This window comes from Pseudomonas sp. BR20 (assembly GCF_050780135.1).
In the GTDB taxonomy this organism is placed as follows: domain Bacteria; phylum Pseudomonadota; class Gammaproteobacteria; order Pseudomonadales; family Pseudomonadaceae; genus Aquipseudomonas.
This window is the reverse complement of sequence record NZ_CP172012.1, coordinates 2,862,449-2,880,408: the sequence shown is the minus strand read 5'-3', so window position 1 is coordinate 2,880,408 and position 17,960 is coordinate 2,862,449. Positions and strand designations below refer to the sequence as shown.

Sequence of the window (17,960 nt, the reverse complement as noted above, 5' to 3'; positions counted from 1 at the left end):
GACATCCCGTCGTTAACTGAACTGTTGGCGGTATTGGGTAGGGTTCAAGCCGAGTTTTTCACTGAATAGAAAGCGCATGTGCCGCACGCTGCCGAAGCCTGCATGGAACGCCACGGTCTTGAGCGGCAGGTCGGTGGTTTCCAGCAGTTGCCGGGCGCGGTCGATGCGCGCGCCCTGCAGGAAGGCCATGGGCGTCATCTGCACGTCCTTGGCGAACAACCGGGCAAAGTGGCGTGGGCTCATGCCAGCCAGTTCGGCCATGGACTCGATGGTGAAGGGCTGGTCCAGATGGGCGAGCACATGGTTCTGCACGCGGGTGATCGCGGTTTCCTGGGGCGCCACGGACGCCGTCATCGGACTGAACTGGGCCTGGCCGCCCTGGCGTTTCATCACCACCAGCAGCACCTTGGCCACATCCACCGCCACTTGCTTGCCATGGTCCTGGGCGATGATCGACAGCGCCAGGTCGATACCGGCGGTGACCCCGCCCGAGGTAATCAACCGCCCATCCTGCAGGTAGATGCGATCCGTCTCGACGATGGCCTTGGGGAAGGCCTTGATCAGGCGCTCGGTGTAGTGCCAGTGGGTGGTCACGCGGCGTTCGTCGAGCAGCCCGGCGTGGCCCAGCACAAAGGCTCCGGTGCAGATCGAGCCGAAGCGCCGCGCCCGTGGCGCCGCCGCCTTGAGCCAGGGAAGCAGCGACGGGTGGCATTCGTTGTAGGCACCCGGGCCGCCGGGCACCAGCAGCAGGTCATAAGCCGCCTGGGCCTGGTCCAGCAGCAGGTCAGTCTGGACCATCACGCCATTGGAGGCGCGCAACGGACCGGGCTCGGTACCCAGGGTGAGAATCTGGTAATGCTCCGCCGCCGGCAGGTAGCGGTTGGCAATGGAAAACACTTCGAGCGGCCCGGCCATGTCCAGCAGGAGGAAGTCCGGGAACAGCGCCATGGCCACGGTTTTCATACGGGAAGAATCCATCGAGGGAAGAAAGCGGTAGATATTATGACACGCCTTTTTATTGTCAACATATAGGAGACAGTTATTCAGATTACAGCTTCTTAATGAATATCTCAGTTACCAGTAATCTTCTTCTCAACGCAAGCGCCCTGCATCTCGCAGCCCGCGCTCACTTGAGGACAAGACCATGCTGACCCTTCGCAAAGCTTCCGAACGCGGCGCCGCCAATCACGGTTGGTTGAAGTCGTTCCACACCTTCTCGTTCGCCAACTATTGGAACCCCAATGAACAGGGTTTTTCCGACCTGCTGGTGATCAACGACGACCGCGTCGCGGCCGGCAAAGGCTTCGGCCAGCACCCGCACCGCGACATGGAGATTTTCTCCTATGTGCTTGAAGGCGCCCTGGAACACAAGGACACCCTGGGCACCGGCTCGGTGATCCGCCCCGGCGATGTGCAACTGATGAGCGCCGGCAGCGGCGTGGCCCACAGCGAGTTCAACCACAGCCAGACCCGCGGCGTGCACTTCCTGCAAATCTGGATCGTACCCGCCGTGGCCGGTGCCGAGCCGCGCTATCAACAGGAGCACTTCAGCGCGGCGCAGAAACAAGGGCGCCTGCAACTGATCATCTCGCCGGACGGCACCGACGGTTCCCTGACCGTGCGCCAGGACGCCAGGGTGTACGCCGGGCTGTTCAACGGCGACGAAGCCGCGACCCTCGACCTGCCGCCGGATCGCCACGTGTACATCCATGTAGCTCGGGGCAGCGTGGACATCAACGACCAGCGCTTGCAGGAAGGCGACGGTGCCCGAGTGCGCGATGAGCGGCAAATCCGCCTGAGCCAGGGCCAGGATGCCGAGGTGCTGGTGTTCGACCTGCGTCCCCAGGAATTGCCGCAGATGCCGTGACGAGCACGGCGATGGCCCTTTGAAACGGGCCATCGCTGGCATCGATAGTCACCATCAGCCCAATGAAGTTCTCTTAAAAAATGCAACGCGTAACATCAAACCCATACCAGGCAACACCCAACTAAAACACTCGGAGCACACCATCATGAAACGCCAAATCTTGCTTAGCCTCGCTTTCTCGGTACTCGCTGCAAACGCATTTGCCCACCCTGTTGTTGCTGAAGGCGGCGCGGATCGCCTGATCGAAAATCGTGTTGCTGAAGGTGGCTCGGATCGCCTGCTGGAACGTCGTGTTGCCGAAGGTGGCTCGGATCGCTTGCTGGAGCGTCGTGTTGCCGAAGGTGGCTCGGATCGCTTGCTGGAGCGTCGTGTTGCCGAAGGTGGTGCTGATCGCTTGCAGCAACGCGGTATTGCCGAAGGTGGCGCTGATCGCCTGCAAGGCAACCGCGTTGCCGAAGGTGGCGCCGACCGCCTGCAAGGCAACCGCGTTGCCGAAGATGGTGCCGACCGCCTGCAAGGCAACCGCGTTGCCGAAGATGGCGCCGACCGCCTGCAAGGCAACCGCGTTGCCGAAGGTGGCGCTGATCGCTTGCAGGAACGTGGCCTGGCCGAAGGCGGTGCCGACCGCCTGCTGGACAACCACGCTTAATCCCGCACTGTTCGCGGGGCACCCCAAACCGGCCTGATCAGCCGGTTTTTTTTCGCCTTCGATTAATGCAGGTCGCGGTCCACCCACACCACAGCCTTGCCGATCTGTTGCCGCGCTTCGATGCGCTCATGCACCTGCTGCAGCGTTTCCAAGGTGTAATGCCCTTCGATAGCCACCGTCAACGTACCTTCGAGCATCGCCGCAAACACCGCGTTGGCACGCCGTTGTACGGTCGCGCCGTCGGCCATATGGTCGGCCAACCGGGGGCGCGTCAAAAACAGCGAACCCGCTTCCCCCAGCTCCATCGGGTCGAGGTCGGTCGGCGAGCCCGAGACATTGCCATAGTTCACGATCAGGCCGCGTGTGCGGCAGGCGCGGAAGCTGTCACGCAGGGTGCTTTTGCCGAGCGAATCGAAGACCACATCCACGCCCTGCCCGCCCGTGGCTTCCAACACCCGCTCGGCAAATCGGCCGCCGTCATAGACCCAGGCCTGGTGGGCACCGCGCTCGTGGGCAATGGCGCATCGTTCAGCGGTGCTGCCGGTGGCGAACACCGTGGCCCCTGATTGCCTGGCCATCTGCACCAACAGCTGGCCGATGCTGCCGCACGCGGCGTGGACCAGGCAGGAGCTGCCGGCCTGCAACCGGGCGACATCCTCAATCAAGTAGTGGGCGGTACAGCCTTGAAACATCGCCGCAGCCGCCTGATCGAAGGTGATGGCAGCGGGAATCTGCGCCACCTTGGCGGCGGGCACCAGGGCGTACTCGGCAAAGGCGCCCCAGGCGATGCACCACGCCACCCGGTCGCCAACGGCCAAATGGCTGACGCCGGCGCCGACTTCCACGACTGCGCCGGCCCCCTCCATACCCAAGGTGCAGGGCACGCGCACCGGATAGGTCGACGACTGCGCATATTTGCCCTGGCGGGTATGAATATCCATGAAGTTGATCCCGGCGCACGCCACCTTGACCAGCACATGCCCGGCCAACACCTGGGGTTTGGGGATGTCATGGCGCAATTGGGCAACTTCAGGGCCGCCGTAGGTTTGCAAGGTAATGGCTTTCATCGGGACAACTCCGTGTGCACAGGGAAGCGGCCATGGTAAAAGGAAGCTTTCAGTAGGAAAATTCCCCAAACTCTTCCAACCTCTGTGCGGAAATAACCCGATGTTCGATTGGCAGGACCTGTATTACTTCACGGTGCTAGCACGTAGCCAGTCGTTGTCGGCGGCCGCCCGCGAGCTGCAGGTGGAGCACGCCACCGTCGGACGCCGCGTCGATGCGCTGGAAAAAGCCCTCGGCGTCAAGCTGGTGGACCGCCTGCCGCGCAGCCGCCCGCTGACCGCGCAAGGCCTGGCATTGGCGGAGTTGGCGGCGGGCATGGATGAAATGGCCACGCAGGTGATGCGCCTGTCGCGGGTCGCGTCCATCGAAATGGCCGGCACGGTGCGGGTCAGTTGCCCGCCGTCCATCGCCCACTATTGCATCGCACCCCATATAGCGCGCCTGCGCACCCAATACCCGCAGTTGAACCTGGTGCTGATGCCGTCGACCCAACTGGCTGCGCTGGACAAGGGTGAAGCGGATATTGCCCTGCGCACGGTGCGTCCCGATGAGGAGGCCCTGGTGCGCAGGAAGGTCGGCGTAGTGCGCTTCGGGCTATATGGCCCGCCGACGTTCCAGCAATTGCCGGGGGCGCAGTGGACCTTCATCGCTTACGACAGCAGCCGTGATCACCTGCCCCAGCAAGCCTGGATGCACCAACTGCGCGGCGGCCGTGAGATCGCGTTTGCCGCAAGCGACCTGGCCACCCAGCAAATGGCGGCCAGGGCCCAGGTGGGCGCGGTGGTGCTGCCGACCCTGGTGGGCGATCACGACCCGTTGCTGGTCAGGCTACCCACTGCCGTCGAGGGTCCTGTGCGTGATATTTGGCTCACGGTGTACCCCGACATGCGCCGTTCGCCGTCGGTAAAGGTGGTCATGGAGTTTCTGGTGGCGTGCATCGAGGCCGAGGTGCAATTGCGCCGCTGAGTCAAGCCGAGGCGCATCCGCCAACCTTCGGGTCGCCCTGCCGGGCGTTTTTCCGGCCTGAGCAGGCAACGCTTAAACCTGCGCCCGTCAAAAAAATCGTTGGAACAAAAATACTTATCGAGCATTAAGAGTTTGCACTAGCATATGTGTAAGTCCGTACGAGCTCTGTGCAACATCCCCCTACTCCCCCCTGCGAACGTAAAAAACAAGTGGCAAATGTTAAAATTTGTCACGTTTTAGCGTAATCAATTCGATTAGTATCTAAACGCTAGCAGTGATTGAACTGACGGCCTTGCATGCCGGAAAAGGGAGTAGGTTATGCATTTTTCCAACGTCCTCGCTATTGCACGGACTCAATCGAAATCGGAGGACTTTCGGGAGCTTTTAGTTCGCACTGTAGCGAATAATTTAAAAGTCGATACACGTTGCTACGGGCAACTAATTGACCCCCAGGAAAGCCACGTACATTACCGTGCCATCATTATAGAAATTGATACACCCTCCGCCAGCAATCTAAGCCTGGACATAATAAGAAAAGCGCGAACTGAAAACCCTGACTGCACGATATTCGTCGTCGTCACCTTTGCGTCGACCCTCAGCAAAACAAAATACTACCTGGCCGGCGCCGACTACTGCATCAAGGTGGTCGAAACTTCCCCCGAAAAAAAATTGAATCTGTTTGATGCCTTTCTCAGTGAAAGCGCTCGACTCAATCAGTGCGACCTGGTGCTCGACCAAGATCGCATGTGCCTGTATGGCGATGGAAAAAAGTTGGAAATATCCTTCGTCGAAATGAAAGTACTGGAAGCACTTATTCAGAACCGACTGCTCAGCCATAATGAGATCGCCGGTGTCATGGGGCTTAATACCAAGTACTACGACTCCCGCGCACTGGAAAAGTCCATCAGCCGTTTGCGCAGTAAGATCAAGGCGCACTATGGTGAAAACATCATCCAAAACATTCGCGGTTATGGTTACAAACTCAGTCGGGGCCTTATTTGCGCCAGCCATTTCCACCCCACTCAGGAGGGGTTGAGCCGTGAAGAGTGAAAAAGCGCCTTCCCTACATACCCCGCCTGTCAAGATCATCAGGCAAGCTGTCGTTGACCGCAGTCATGCCTGGTGGGGCAGTGAAATCAGCGTAGCGGGTGGCGTGGACCTAGAACAACTTGAAAGTGCCTGCACTGAGGCCTTGCGCTATATCCACCCAGCGCGCACAACGCTTAAGGCGGTCAGTCCGGCGACGGGTCATACGCTTTTGCGCATGGGGCAATCGGCCCTGATGAACGACGACGTTCTCAAGGCGATCATTCAGGTCACGCGGGCATTGGAATACCACAAACAACCTTTCACCCTCAGTCTCGACAACCCCCTGGATGCCCTGCCCGGTCCGGTGGAACGCCGGGCGATGGTGCGCCAGTTGTATAAGTTGAAAGACCAGAGCGGTATCACGTTGGCCTATAACAATTACAGACTCGATACAAAGCCGGCGGACCTGCTGATCGGCCTTGAGCTTTACGACTATATAAAGATGCCGTTTCCGGATTCCGCCCTGCGGCTCAGCCTCAATACCCGCTCGGACCTGTTCGACCGGCTCTACGACCGCATGCTGGAGCTGATGAGTGCAAGCAGAGTGCGCTTTATCGCCGACCAGGTGGAATTTTCCGACAGCGCCACGCTGGCTAAAAACTTGCCGTTCGAATACTTTCAGGGCGGCTATTACTCCCCTGCTGACTGCCTTTAACAACTAACAACTGCATCTTCCTGATATGGGTGGCCCCTATGAGCTCTTTCAAGAAACACACTTTCGCTCCAACACTTGCGTCTATCGCACTGCAGGACTTCACGCCCAACGCAGAGTTCTTCCATTACGACTTAAACGCCCCGGAGGCGACGGACCCCGCCGATACAAACCTGGCGTTTTCTCAAACACGGATCACCTCGCGCTTTAATACCTACATTATTACCCACACCCTCAGCTTGCCCTCGCAATCGTTTAACGCCAAGCGGCAAGAATCCAGAATGCCAACCACCAAGAATCCTGACAGCGCGCCGAATAACCCTACGCGTACTCAGGAGACCAGCGCCGGACGAGCGCCACTGTATCCACAGGATTTCTGGCTGCTCACTCAACATGACCGAGCACTGGTCAAAGGTGGTCTGCGCATTTCATTAACCACTATTGAATCGGCGCTGATTAAAAAGATGCTGCACCATGAAGAACGCGTGGTCAGCAAAGAAGAGTTGATCCGTAATATAGGTCGTGAACCCGATTTATACCGCGGACTGGAAATGTGCCTGAGTCGCCTGCAGGAAAAGTTCAAGCGGGTCAATGACGGTGAACGTCTGTTTCGTGCGGTAAGAAACCGTGGTTATTGCCTGACGCAAAAAATCAAAAAGCCGCTCGAGCTTAGTCAGCCACGCCGTTAAACAATAAAAACAGTCCAGAACTTAGCACGCACCCTGCCTATTACCACACGCTTCTACCTGCCCTTTTATAACATACAATTCGCCTGCCCCCTTCTGACCTTGTTATAAGTCGTCAGCCACTGCCCCATGCCGTTCATTACTATCAACAGGCACGCGCTTGCGCGTGCCTGTTGTTTATAACAGTTAATCCTAAACACCTGCCACCACGTGCGCGCTCATCACCGGGAGCAGAACTATGCTTAATAACACTAGAATGCATCGCAACCTCACCCCCAGGGGGTTGACGTTCTGGGGGCAATGGACACTCGCATCGAGCTTAGTTGTTGCGCTGTTATTCACGCTGGTCATCTTAAAGACTGGCCAACTGGAGTATTACTACCGCGTCCTGGCCGCCTTTACGATATTAGCCTCTCTCCCGGCGTATACCTTGTGCGGTGTCTACAGCAAGAAAGATGATTATGCCGTAGGCCTTGGACGCTTGTTCATGGGCTGGCTGTTAACCATGGGCATATTGTTTGCCGTGGGTGTAGCGTGTAATGCCAACGCCCTGTTCCCTGTAGAAATTTTATTACTTTGGGCGGCGGTCAGTTACCCGTTATTGGCACTGTGTTACATACCGCTGCACAGCCTGTCCCGGTATTACCACCGCCAACTTCACGAGCGCCAAAAGTCATTGATCGTGGGCACCGGCAAGCTTGCCGTGGACCTGGCCAGAACCCTCTCGCGGCAAAAACGCTCGCCCCTGGTAGGTCTGGTCGGCGGCCGTGCCGAGGCGGCCGAGGATGCGCAAGCGCAGATACTCGGCGAGCTGCAGCAATTACCCCAATTGATCCGGCAACACGGCATCCGCCGGCTCTACATCACCCATTCATTGCAGGACGCCACCCACATTGAGGCGTTGTACCTCAACCTGCTGGAGATCAACGTGGATGTGATCTGGGTGCCCGACCTCAATAACATGCTGCTGCTCAACCATTGCGTGGCCGAAGTGGATGGGCTGCCGGCGATCTACCTCAACGAAAGTCCGCTGACCAGCCGCCCCACCGCTGCGCTGAGCAAGTCGCTGCTGGACAAGAGCCTGGCGCTGCTGGCTATCATCGCGCTGAGCCCCCTGCTGTTGCTGGTCGCCCTGCTGATCAAGCTCACCTCCCCCGGCCCGGTGATCTTCAAACAGGACCGCCACGGCTGGAATGGTGAGGTGATCAAGGTGTGGAAATTCCGCTCCATGCGTGTGCATGACGACCATGAGGTACGCCAGGCCAGTCGCAACGATTCGCGCATTACGCCGGTGGGCCGGTTTATCCGGCGTACCTCCATCGATGAATTGCCGCAGCTGTTCAATGTGCTGCAAGGGCACATGGCACTGGTCGGCCCGCGCCCCCATGCGATTGCGCACAACGACTACTACTCGGGAAAAATCCGCGCCTACATGGCGCGCCATCGGATCAAACCCGGCATCACCGGCCTGGCTCAGGTCAATGGCTGCCGGGGCGAGACCGAGACCCTGGAGAAGATGCAACAGCGCGTCGACATCGACCTGCGCTACATCAACACCTGGTCGCTGTGGCTGGACATCAAGATCCTGTTGAAGACGCCATTTACGCTGCTGTCCAAGGACATCTACTGATCCCCTACGGGTAGCAGCTGCCGAGCGCAAGCGAAGCTGCGTCAGCGGTGTGCCTGGCAGGCCGCAAACGCAGCCTCGCCGGGGGCTCGAAAGCTGCTACGGATTTGCGCGGTGTTGGATAAGACAGTATCTACAGGGGTGCATCTATTCGGTGATCTTGTCGATGTTCTTGTAGAACAGCTCACTGTCGCGCCCATCGGTCATCGAATGCAGTGAGTAGGCGCGGTTCAAGCGTGCGCCGCCGTCGCGGGTCAGCGGCGCCCATACCAGGTTGGCGCGGCGCATGGTCGACAGGCTCATCAATTCATCGAAGGGAATGGACAGGTAGAGGCCCTTGTCGAAGCTGCCTTCGCCATATTGCTCTGTCGACGCGGTGGTCCGGGTGACCCATGCCCCTATGCGCACGCCATTGGTGAATTGGCGCGACAGGTCCAGGGTCGCGCCCCAGTCCCTGGCCAGGTAGCGGCCGACACTCAAGGCGCCCTGGATATTGAACGGTAAATCAGTGTAGCCGGTGACATGCCCGGTGACGGTTCGATAATCACGCAGACTGAAGTCCTGCTCGAAATCGCGCTGACGCACGTAGTTGAGGTCGGCCCCCAATGCCCAGCGCTGCCCCATCGGGCGGTACAGCACCTCACTGCCGACACCGGCGTACATCGACTCCAGTAAGCCACCATAGACCATGCCGTAAAGGTCCTGGTCCAACTGCATCGCATGGTTGAGCTGGAAAGTCGGCAGCGTCACATCGGCGCTGGTCATGTACTGACGCAAGTCGGTGCGTACCCGGGGCAGGCCACTGGGCGCATCGTAGGTAAAACCGTCGTAGTTATTCAGCAGGTTGACGCTCAGCAGGCCACTCCACCAGGTATTGCGGGTGAAGCGGTATTCGGCGTCGAGGTCGGCGGAAATCTGGTAGAGCAAGCCATCCGGCCCGCCGACGTTCTGTTTGTAGCCAAGGCCCACACCGTAGCTGAAGGGTTTGGGGGGCTGAGTGTAGAGTACCGTCTGGGTGTTGATGTTGGCGCGATTGACTTCAGCCTGTCGGTGCAGGTTTTGCAGGGATTCGCGGTTGTTGACCACCTCGCGGAAGGTCTTGCGCGGCACACTGGTTTCCTCGATCGGCATGGCGTAGCGCTCGCTCACCAGCGTAAACCAATCGATCTGGTCATTGACGCTGTTATCCAGGATACGACTGGCGCGACCCACCGCCTTGGCGCTGTAGAAATAGCGTTGCTGCTCGCCATACACCAACAGCTCCGGCCCGCGCTGGGCGATGCGCTGCACGTTGTAGCCGGCATTGTCGTGCAGGCGCTGGGATACGGCGGCCCAGTCCACCTGATCCATCGGCGTGGTGGGTGCCTTGGTGGGCAGTTTCGGCGCCGGTGGGTCGTAGGTCTTCGCCGGCGCCTTGCGACTGACGAAATTGGTGTGCAGGGTGATACCGAACATGGCGGTGTTGCCACGCTCCCAGGCGGCACTCACGTCGATGGCGTCGGCCACCTTGTAGACCAGGCCCAGGTTGATCGGCGAGTCCTGGCGAAAGCTGTTGTCCCGAGGCTCGTTCTTGTAGTCGTTACCTTCCACCTCGAGCTTGAGGCTCAGTGGCGCCCAGGGTGTCTGGTAGGCGACACCGCCGAACAAGGAAGGCCGGCCGCGAAAATAACCGTTGGAAAAATTGCCGGAGCCCTCGGCGCTGGGTCGCTCCTTGAAGCGATCATCCAGCGCGCCCAGCGGGTTGTCCAAATCACCGCGACTGCCCAGGTAGCCCCAGGCGATGCCGGCACTGAAATCCAGATCGCCATAGCGTTTGTTAGCCACCAGGTACTCACTGGAAAACAGCCCGGTGCCGCCCAGGTCCATGAACCCCAGCGCCACCTCCGGCAGCCAATGGCTTTCCTGATACAGGCGCACCTTGGCATCGACCGCCTTGTCCTTGTAACTCTGGCCGCCGCTGAACGACTCGGCGCCATACGGGCGGTTGGTAATCGCGGTGTAGCGAAAGGTGCCTTCGAGCCAGTCCAGGGGCTGCGCGGAAAAACTATATCGACTGTAAGGTTCGGTGCGATTGGCATTCACGCTGAGTTCGCCAGTGGGCGCCATGCGCGCGGTAGGGGTTTGCAGCAGCCCGACGCCGCCAAAATCGCTTTGGGTGTAACGGGGATCGCCGTGCGCGACGCCACAGGGCACCAGCAGCACAGCTGCAATACATAATTTCAAGGCGTGACCTCGGCCAGGGGTTGAGTGGCAAGAAACTCGGCCAATTGCGGGTTCAGGTCGGGGGTGGGCGGGTCCAGATCATCACTGCGGATAGGCACCAGCAATGTGCTGCCCGGCGCCGGCGGATCACCCTCCTCGCGGTTCCAGGCGGCAATGCCCAGGCGCGTGATGCGGCCGTCGGGCTGAATCAGCCACAGGTAATCGGCATCCGCCTGCGCCGATGACGGGCAGCTGCGCAGGTAATCGCGGGCCGGCTGTAGTGGCTGGAACGCCAGAGTGCAGACGCCGGCGACGGCGCCGAACACACGCACGCTGTCAGGCCGCGGCGGATAAACCAGGCGGTCGCCGTCGCTGACCAGCGGGTTCGGCGCAAACCCCACCTCCACCGCCACCGGGTCCAGCACCGCCACCTGGCGGCCGGTCACCGGCAACGCCTGCACCTGCTCATACAAGCGCACCGCCACCTGGGCCCGGCTTTCGCGCCCGCCCGCCAATGCCGCACGACGCAACGTGTCCAGGTCAAACAGCACACCGGCCTTGAGCCGTGCCTGGCGCTCCAGCAACGGCTGGTGCAGCCACGCCGCGCCCAGCCAATAGCCCTGGGCATCCGGTTGCGCCGCACCGATCACATCCAACAAGCGGGTCTCGGGGTGCAGCGTGATCGCGCCGGGATTGCGCACCTGGCCGCTGACCGTCATTGCGGCGTGGCACGCACTGGCGCATCCCCACAACAACAGCAGCGCGCCTAATCGTCGGCCAGTCATCGGGCGTCCTTGCGGGTGGGTTGCAGTTGGGTAATGGTCAGGGTCAGGGCGGGCGTGAGGTGCTGCTCGCTCTGCACGACAAAGCCGTTTTCGGGATCGACCCAGTAACGGTTGCGTGCCTGAAAGCCCAGCGCCTCGGACTCGATGTCTTCGTCTACGCGCAGCAAGGCATAGGGTTTATCGAGAATCTCGACGGTCTCGATGCCTTTGCGCCTCATGTGACTGGTGACCACCACGCCCAGGCGATAGCCACCGACCAAGTCGATCTGGCGCGTGCTGCGATAGCCATCCGGCACGTGATGCAGCCCTTGCTGGAACGGCGACTGGCCCTGCCAGCGCGTGCCATCCAGGTCGGCACCCAGACCGACCGTGCGCACCACCAGGCCATCGCGCACCAGCAACACCTGCTTGCCGGAGGCCACCCAGAATTGCAAGTCGCCGCGCTGGCGAATCAGCGCCATCACCCCTTCACTGGACACCGTGGTGACCTTGATCTGGGGAAACGGCACCGCATCCACCTGGGCTTGGCTCAACTGCAACGGTGCAGGCCCGCCCACGGCTGCCTTGAAGGTATCGAGTGAGGCCGTCATCAGCGGATTACAGCCAGCCAACAGCCACGCCAACCCCGCGTACGTACCGATTTTCAGACTGTTCACGCAGGTACCACCCTATCGGCTGCTGGCTTCGCTCAGGTTGTTCTGGGTGGATGCGCCAATGCCGATGATCGACGCGGACGGCACCAGTTGGCTGATAAAGCGGTTCCAGCGCGTGATATTCGCGGGGCCGACAAACACCACATCCTGGGGTTGCACATCAAAGCGCGTGGCCAGGGCCATGGCCGACGGGGATCCGGCTTCCAGCTGGAACACCTTGGCCGGCTCCACATCGATGTTCTGCGCACCACGAATCACATAGATGGCATCGGCGTTGGAAGTGTTCTGGTTGACCCCGCCCACCGAACCCAGCACGTCGGAGAGGTTCATGCTGCGGGTCTTGAAACTCAGTGCGCGCGGCTGCATCACCTCGCCCATCACGTAGATGCGCTTGCGGTCGTTGTAGGCCAGGTACAGCTGGTCGCCGTCTTTGAGGTAGATGTCGTTCAACCGCGATGGCTCGAGGTTGAGCGTATCGAGGTCGAGGGTGTAGCGCTTGTCGCCACGGGTGAGCGTGAGGTTCGACAGGTCGGCATTAATGGGATCGATTCCGGCGGCACCGAGCGCCTCGGTCAGGTTCATTGCGATGGTGGTGATCGGCACAGGCCCGGCCTTGATCACTGCACCGGTGATCACCACTTTCTGGCTGGCGAAACGCAACACGCTGATATCCACCTGGGGGCTATCGATGTACTGACGCAGCTTGTCGGTGATTTCACTGCGCAACGCTTCAATGGATCGGCCCTTGGCAACCACTTCGCCCACATAGGGGTAGAACAGATTGCCTTCGGGGCTGACCAATCGACCGTTGGCATCGATCTGCTGCTGCGGACCCGAGGGTGCGGTTAGTTCAGGATGGTCCCATACGGTGATATACAGCGCATCATTAGCGCCAATCAGGTACGGGCCGGGTTTATAACTCAAGAGTTCCGCCGGTATGGAATAAGGCACGCGAGTCGCTGCGTCCATGGCCAATAACTTCGGGGTGATGGGAATTAAATCCACCCGACTGTTTTGCGCATCGCCCTCCTGGGTCATGGCCGCCGTGTCCATATATTGACCCGGGGAAAACATGCAGCCTTGCAACAATGCAGCGGCCACAGCCGCCATAGAAAAAATACGCATCATAGTGCTAGGACACTCGCGATAAACGACAAGAAAAAAAGACCACTTGGGCGGGGATTCCAAGCGGTCTTAAAAGCGGAAGATTGACAACTAGTTGCCGGTACCGGTGGTACCGGTTGTACCGGTGGTACCCGTGGTGGTGCCGCCATTGGAGCTGCCGCCACTGCTGGAAACAGCGGCAACACCGGCGATAAGGGCGCTGCCGACCAGCAGGGTTTGCCCTACCGTCACAGTCCCCGCCACCGTTGTATCCAGCCCCAAGGGCAACTCGACGGCCGATGCAGCAGTACTCAATACACTGAGTACCATAACAGCCAGTGCTTTTCTCATATCAGACTCCTTATCTTCAGTGAGCAGGCAAACCGATAGTGCCACTCAACTAAACAGCACACCAGACGGACAACTTCCAAGCGGACCAATTGAAAATAACGTTTTTCCGATGAAGTGCCCGGCGTTCAATGCATCAGGGCTATCGACGTTATTTTAAATGTTATTAATTGTCGGAAAACCTCAGACCCTGCCGTACTTATCTTCAAAGCGCACAATATCGTCCTCGCCCAAATAAGAGCCCGACTGCACCTCGATCAACTCCAACGGAATCACCCCCGGGTTTTCCAGAGCGTGCACCTGGCCGATGGGGATATAGGTCGACTGGTTTTCCGACACCAGGTAAGTCTGTTCGCCATTGGTGACCCGCGCCGTACCGCTGACCACGATCCAGTGCTCGGCGCGGTGGTGGTGCATCTGCACCGACAACTTGGCCCCCGGCTTCACCGTGATGCGCTTGACCTGATAGCGCTGGCCGTTGTCCACCGAGTCGTACATGCCCCATGGCCGATACACCTCGCGGTGGTTGAGATGCTCATGGCGCCCGGCCTGTTTGAGCAGGTCGACGATGCCCTTGACCTGCTGCACCTGGTCCTTGTGGGCCACCAGCACCGCGTCCTTGGTCTCGACAATGATCAGGTCCTGCACCCCCACTGTGGCCACCAGCCGACTGTCGGCGTGAACGTACGTGTCACGGGTGTCCAGGCTCAGCCCATCGCCGCGTATCACATTGCCGCTGGCATCTTTTTCGCTGGCCTCCCACAACGCCGACCACGAGCCGATATCACTCCAGCCGGCCTGCAACGGCACCATCACCGCGTCATGAGTGTTTTCCATCACCGCGTAATCGATGGAATCGTCCGGGCAAGCGGCAAAGGTCGCGGCATGCACGCGGGTGAAGGGTTGATCCTGGCTGCCCCCTTCCAGGGCCACGCGACAGGCCTCGAGGATGGCCGGCTGGAAGCGTTCCAGTTCCTCCAGGTAACGGCTGGCGCGGAACATGAACATGCCGCTGTTCCAGTAATACGCACCGCTGGCCACATACGCCGCAGCGGTGGCGGCGTCGGGTTTCTCGACAAAGCGCTTGACCCGATAACCGCCCTCGCCCGCCGCCGTGCCTTGTTCGATATAGCCGTAGCCGGTATGGGCGCTGGTGGGCGCGATACCGAAAGTCACCAGCTTGCCGTCGCGGGCAAGCGGCAACGCCACTTCCAGGCTGGCATGAAACGCGGGGATGTCTTCGATCAAATGGTCCGCCGCCAGCACCAGCAGGATCGGATCCTGGGCCTCGGCCAGCGCTTTGCACGCTGCCAGCGCGATGGCCGGCGCCGTGTTGCGCCCCACCGGCTCCAACAGGATGCTGGCCTCTTCCATGCCCAACTGGCGCAACTGCTCGGCCACCAGGAAGCGGTGCTGTTCATTGCAGATCAACTGCGGCAGCGCGACGTTGGCGCCTTCCAGCCGCGTGATGGTCTGCTGCAGCATCGACAGGTGCGCGTCGGTCAAGCGCAGGAACTGCTTGGGGTTCAGTTGCCGCGAAAGCGGCCACAGGCGCGACCCCGAACCGCCTGCCATGATCACGGGTAATAACATGAGAGCGTCCTCGGGAGAGAGAGTCAGAAATAGGCGCGAGTGTGTTCATGCACCCGCAGGCTGATGCGCAGTTCATCCTCGGACCACCAGCGGTAATGCTGGTGTTGCTCCGTGGGCGGCTGCAGGGTCTGGCCTTGCGCCAGGTCCAGGCAATAGCTGAGCACCACATAATGGGTGTCCGGCCCGGCCCCGGCGTTGGCGAACACGCTGTCGTCGTAGAAGTGCTCGAACACCCCCCGCAGCCGCGCCTCGGCGCGCTCGAAGGTGTGCCCCAGTTCGTCGCGGGTGATGCGCCGGAATGCACTGTCGAGGTTTTCGTTTTTCTGGATACGCCCTCCGGGCACGAACCAGAAGCCGTAGGCCGGCCGATTGACGCGCAAGCCCAGCAGGACCTCGCCACGGGTATTTCTCACCACCAGGTCGATCGCCACCAGCGGCGTCGACGCCACGACCGTATTGAAGGTCGGTAAATCAAGCCACATACCCATCAGACCTGTGCCAGAAAGCGTTGCAGAATGCGTTCCTTGTCGAGGAACTCCTTGGCGTAGTTCAGCGCCACCTCGTTGCGCGCGGGCAATGCCAGTGCCCGCTCGATCCCTGTGTTCAACGCCGCGACGGATTCCGGTTCAGTCAACACCGCAATGCCGGGGTGTTCCTCGCACAGGCGCCCGAGGGTGGTGTCGGGGTCGGCGGTGATGATGGCGTGGCCGCCCACCGCCAGGATATTGGTCAACTTGGAAGGCAGCACCGCGTCCGCCACCCCGCGCTTCTGGATCACCAGGTGCACATCGGCCGAGGCCAGCAGCGCCGGCAAGTCCTCGTAGGGCTGCAACGGCGCAAACAGCACATTGTGCAGGCCATCGCGCTGTACACGCTCGAGCAAGCGTGCCTTGCCGGTGCCCTGGCCGACGATCAGGAACACCAGCTCCGGGCGATCGGCATAGGCCTGGGCCGCGTCGAGGATCAGTTCCAGGCCCTGCTTCTCACCGATATTGCCGGAGTACAACAGCACCTTTTGGCCCGGCGCCACACCCAGGCGTTGCAGCAGCCCGCGGCTGCGGGGCACCTGGCGAAAGCGGGCGGTTTCCGACCAATTGGGAAAGAACAGCAGGCGCTTGCTGCTCACGCCTTTGCCCCGAGCCTTGTCGAGCATGCCGCTGGAAATCGTCGAGACCCGGTCAAAGCGCCGCAACAGCCAGCGTTCAAGCCCAAACGCCAGGCGACGCATAAGGGAGCCGCCACCAATGCCGAGGCCGAACATCGCGTCCACCTCGTAGTCCTGGATGTGCAGCACCGAGCGCGCGCCACTGAGCTTGGCCAGCAACAGTGCCTGGGGCGCACAAAACAGGGTGGGCACTACCAGGATCACCAGGTCCGGTTTCCAGCGCAACTGCCCCATGACCGCCAGAAACGAACTGGCGGAAAAGCTCATCAGGTGCAGCAAGCGCGTCAACGCCGTGGGCTGGCGTGGCACATACAGCGGGCAGCGAATCACCGTCACACCCTCATCCTGCTCGGTGCGAAAGCGCCATGGCGAATACCCATCGCCCACCTGCCACTGCGGGTAATACGGCGGCGCCGTCACCACCCGCACGTCATGCCCCTGGCCCGCCAGCCAGCGTGCCTGTTCACCGCTGTACTTGCCGATGCCGGTGAGCTCCGGGCTGTAGTTGATGCCGTACAGGAGGATCTTCATCAGTGGCCCCGAGGCTGTTCAAGGGCCGCGAGGTAGGCGTTGTAGGCGTCGCGCAGGCCCTCCTCCAGCGGCACATAGGCTTCCCAGCCGAGGGCGTTGATCCGGCTCACATCCAGCAGCTTGCGCGGCGCGCCGTCGGGCTTGCTGGCGTCAAAGCGCAACTGCCCCTTGAAGCCGGTGACCCGCACCAGCGCCTGGGCCAGTTCGGCGATGGTGCAATCCACCCCGGTGCCGACGTTCAAATGCGATCGCATCGGCAGGGTCTGCTCGCGGTAGCGTTCCTGACTGAGTTCCATCACATGCACACTGGCTGCCGCCATGTCATCCACATGCAGGAACTCGCGCCGCGGCTTGCCACTGCCCCAGATCACTACTTCCTCATCGCCGCGCTGGGTCGCTTCATGGAAGCGCCGCAGCAAGGCGGCGATCACATGGCTGTTCTGCGGATGGTAGTTGTCGCCCGGCCCGTACAGGTTGGTCGGCATCACGCTGCGGTAATCGCGGCCATGCTGGCGGTTGTAGCTTTCGCACAACTTGATCCCGGCGATCTTGGCCACCGCGTAGGGTTCGTTGGTGGGTTCCAGCGCGCCGTCCAGCAACACCGCTTCGATCATCGGTTGCGGTGCATGCACCGGGTAGATGCATGACGAGCCCAGGAACAGCAGTTTCTCCACGCCATGGCTGTGGGCGGCGTGGATCACGTTGGCCTGGATCATCAGGTTCTGGTAGATGAAATCGGCCGGGTACGTCGCGTTGGCGTGAATCCCGCCGACCTTGGCGGCCGCCAGGTACACCTGGTCCACACGGTGCCTGGCGAAGTACGCCTGCACCGCCGCCGGGTCGAGCAGGTCCAACTCGTCACGGCCGGCAGTGAGCAACTGCGTGTAGCCCAAGGCCCACAGGCGCCGCACGATGGCCGAGCCGACCATGCCGCGATGGCCGGCCACAAAAATCCGTGCATCAAAGTCACGAGCCATG

The 17,960-nt window shown here is 60.7% G+C and carries 18 protein-coding genes; 7 read left to right on the top strand and 11 right to left on the bottom strand.

Annotated elements, in window-relative coordinates:
• Window positions 1-12 precede the first annotated feature (12 nt).
• Window positions 13-963 carry a GlxA family transcriptional regulator gene (locus tag ACHPFG_RS13350; RefSeq protein WP_431702975.1) on the bottom strand — a complete coding sequence of 317 codons (951 nt, stop codon included), beginning with the start codon at window positions 961-963 and terminating at the stop codon, window positions 13-15.
• Window positions 964-1,144: 181 nt separating this feature from the next.
• Here ACHPFG_RS13350 and ACHPFG_RS13345 point away from each other — a divergent pair, with 181 nt between their 5' ends.
• Both ACHPFG_RS13345 and ACHPFG_RS13340 read left to right on the top strand, forming a co-directional pair.
• The gene (locus ACHPFG_RS13345; protein ID WP_431702973.1) at window positions 1,145-1,867 is read left to right on the top strand and encodes a pirin family protein; all 723 of its coding nucleotides are present in this window, start codon (window positions 1,145-1,147) and stop codon (window positions 1,865-1,867) included.
• Between the two features lie 145 nt (window positions 1,868-2,012).
• Complete coding sequence (locus ACHPFG_RS13340; RefSeq protein ID WP_431702971.1) at window positions 2,013-2,516, top strand: phage infection protein; 504 nt, start codon at window positions 2,013-2,015, stop codon at window positions 2,514-2,516.
• Window positions 2,517-2,578: 62 nt separating this feature from the next.
• On the opposite strand, the gene ACHPFG_RS13335 is transcribed toward ACHPFG_RS13340, so the two are convergent.
• Complete coding sequence (locus ACHPFG_RS13335; protein ID WP_431702969.1) at window positions 2,579-3,583, bottom strand: quinone oxidoreductase family protein; 1,005 nt, start codon at window positions 3,581-3,583, stop codon at window positions 2,579-2,581.
• A gap of 100 nt (window positions 3,584-3,683) precedes the next feature.
• Between ACHPFG_RS13335 and ACHPFG_RS13330 the strand changes: the two genes are divergently transcribed.
• The 5 genes from ACHPFG_RS13330 (at window position 3,684) to ACHPFG_RS13310 (ending at window position 8,604) form a co-directional block, all read left to right on the top strand.
• Window positions 3,684-4,547 (top strand): LysR family transcriptional regulator, encoded by an 864-nt coding sequence (locus ACHPFG_RS13330; protein ID WP_431702967.1) that lies wholly within the window; start codon window positions 3,684-3,686, stop codon window positions 4,545-4,547.
• A gap of 318 nt (window positions 4,548-4,865) precedes the next feature.
• Window positions 4,866-5,597 carry a winged helix-turn-helix domain-containing protein gene (locus ACHPFG_RS13325; protein ID WP_184742594.1) on the top strand — a complete coding sequence of 244 codons (732 nt, stop codon included), beginning with the start codon at window positions 4,866-4,868 and terminating at the stop codon, window positions 5,595-5,597.
• Window positions 5,587-6,291, top strand: coding sequence for a hypothetical protein (locus tag ACHPFG_RS13320; protein ID WP_431702965.1), 705 nt, complete (start codon window positions 5,587-5,589; stop codon window positions 6,289-6,291). Before ACHPFG_RS13325 ends, ACHPFG_RS13320 begins: the two co-directional genes overlap by 11 nt.
• 38 nt (window positions 6,292-6,329) lie before the next feature.
• Window positions 6,330-6,977: a winged helix-turn-helix domain-containing protein gene (locus ACHPFG_RS13315; protein ID WP_431702963.1), complete on the top strand. Its 648-nt coding sequence runs from the start codon at window positions 6,330-6,332 to the stop codon at window positions 6,975-6,977.
• 235 nt (window positions 6,978-7,212) lie between these two features.
• Window positions 7,213-8,604 carry an undecaprenyl-phosphate glucose phosphotransferase gene (locus ACHPFG_RS13310; protein ID WP_339543083.1) on the top strand — a complete coding sequence of 464 codons (1,392 nt, stop codon included), beginning with the start codon at window positions 7,213-7,215 and terminating at the stop codon, window positions 8,602-8,604.
• 144 nt (window positions 8,605-8,748) lie between these two features.
• On the opposite strand, the gene ACHPFG_RS13305 is transcribed toward ACHPFG_RS13310, so the two are convergent.
• The 9 genes from ACHPFG_RS13305 to fcl all read right to left on the bottom strand — a co-directional run bounded on the left by ACHPFG_RS13305 (window position 8,749) and on the right by fcl (window position 17,959).
• The gene (locus tag ACHPFG_RS13305; protein ID WP_431702961.1) at window positions 8,749-10,824 is read right to left on the bottom strand and encodes a YjbH domain-containing protein; all 2,076 of its coding nucleotides are present in this window, start codon (window positions 10,822-10,824) and stop codon (window positions 8,749-8,751) included.
• Window positions 10,821-11,588 carry a capsule biosynthesis GfcC family protein gene (locus ACHPFG_RS13300; protein ID WP_431702959.1) on the bottom strand — a complete coding sequence of 256 codons (768 nt, stop codon included), beginning with the start codon at window positions 11,586-11,588 and terminating at the stop codon, window positions 10,821-10,823. The genes ACHPFG_RS13305 and ACHPFG_RS13300 overlap by 4 nt, the downstream gene beginning before the upstream one ends.
• The gene (locus ACHPFG_RS13295) at window positions 11,585-12,244 is read right to left on the bottom strand and encodes a YjbF family lipoprotein (protein WP_306100597.1); all 660 of its coding nucleotides are present in this window, start codon (window positions 12,242-12,244) and stop codon (window positions 11,585-11,587) included. The genes ACHPFG_RS13300 and ACHPFG_RS13295 overlap by 4 nt, the downstream gene beginning before the upstream one ends.
• Before the next feature lie 12 nt (window positions 12,245-12,256).
• Complete coding sequence (locus ACHPFG_RS13290) at window positions 12,257-13,369, bottom strand: polysaccharide biosynthesis/export family protein (RefSeq protein WP_145337487.1); 1,113 nt, start codon at window positions 13,367-13,369, stop codon at window positions 12,257-12,259.
• 87 nt (window positions 13,370-13,456) lie between these two features.
• Window positions 13,457-13,696, bottom strand: coding sequence for a hypothetical protein (locus ACHPFG_RS13285; RefSeq protein ID WP_184742602.1), 240 nt, complete (start codon window positions 13,694-13,696; stop codon window positions 13,457-13,459).
• 180 nt (window positions 13,697-13,876) lie between these two features.
• Entirely contained in the window at window positions 13,877-15,286 is a 1,410-nt protein-coding gene (locus ACHPFG_RS13280; protein ID WP_431702957.1) for a mannose-1-phosphate guanylyltransferase/mannose-6-phosphate isomerase, read from the bottom strand.
• 23 nt (window positions 15,287-15,309) lie between these two features.
• Window positions 15,310-15,768 carry a GDP-mannose mannosyl hydrolase gene (locus ACHPFG_RS13275; RefSeq protein WP_431702955.1) on the bottom strand — a complete coding sequence of 153 codons (459 nt, stop codon included), beginning with the start codon at window positions 15,766-15,768 and terminating at the stop codon, window positions 15,310-15,312.
• A 5-nt stretch (window positions 15,769-15,773) separates the two neighbouring features.
• Entirely contained in the window at window positions 15,774-16,982 is a 1,209-nt protein-coding gene (locus ACHPFG_RS13270; RefSeq protein WP_431702953.1) for a glycosyltransferase WbuB, read from the bottom strand.
• The gene (gene fcl / locus ACHPFG_RS13265) at window positions 16,982-17,959 is read right to left on the bottom strand and encodes a GDP-L-fucose synthase (protein ID WP_131699250.1); all 978 of its coding nucleotides are present in this window, start codon (window positions 17,957-17,959) and stop codon (window positions 16,982-16,984) included. Before fcl ends, ACHPFG_RS13270 begins: the two co-directional genes overlap by 1 nt.
• Window position 17,960: the final 1 nt, after the last annotated feature.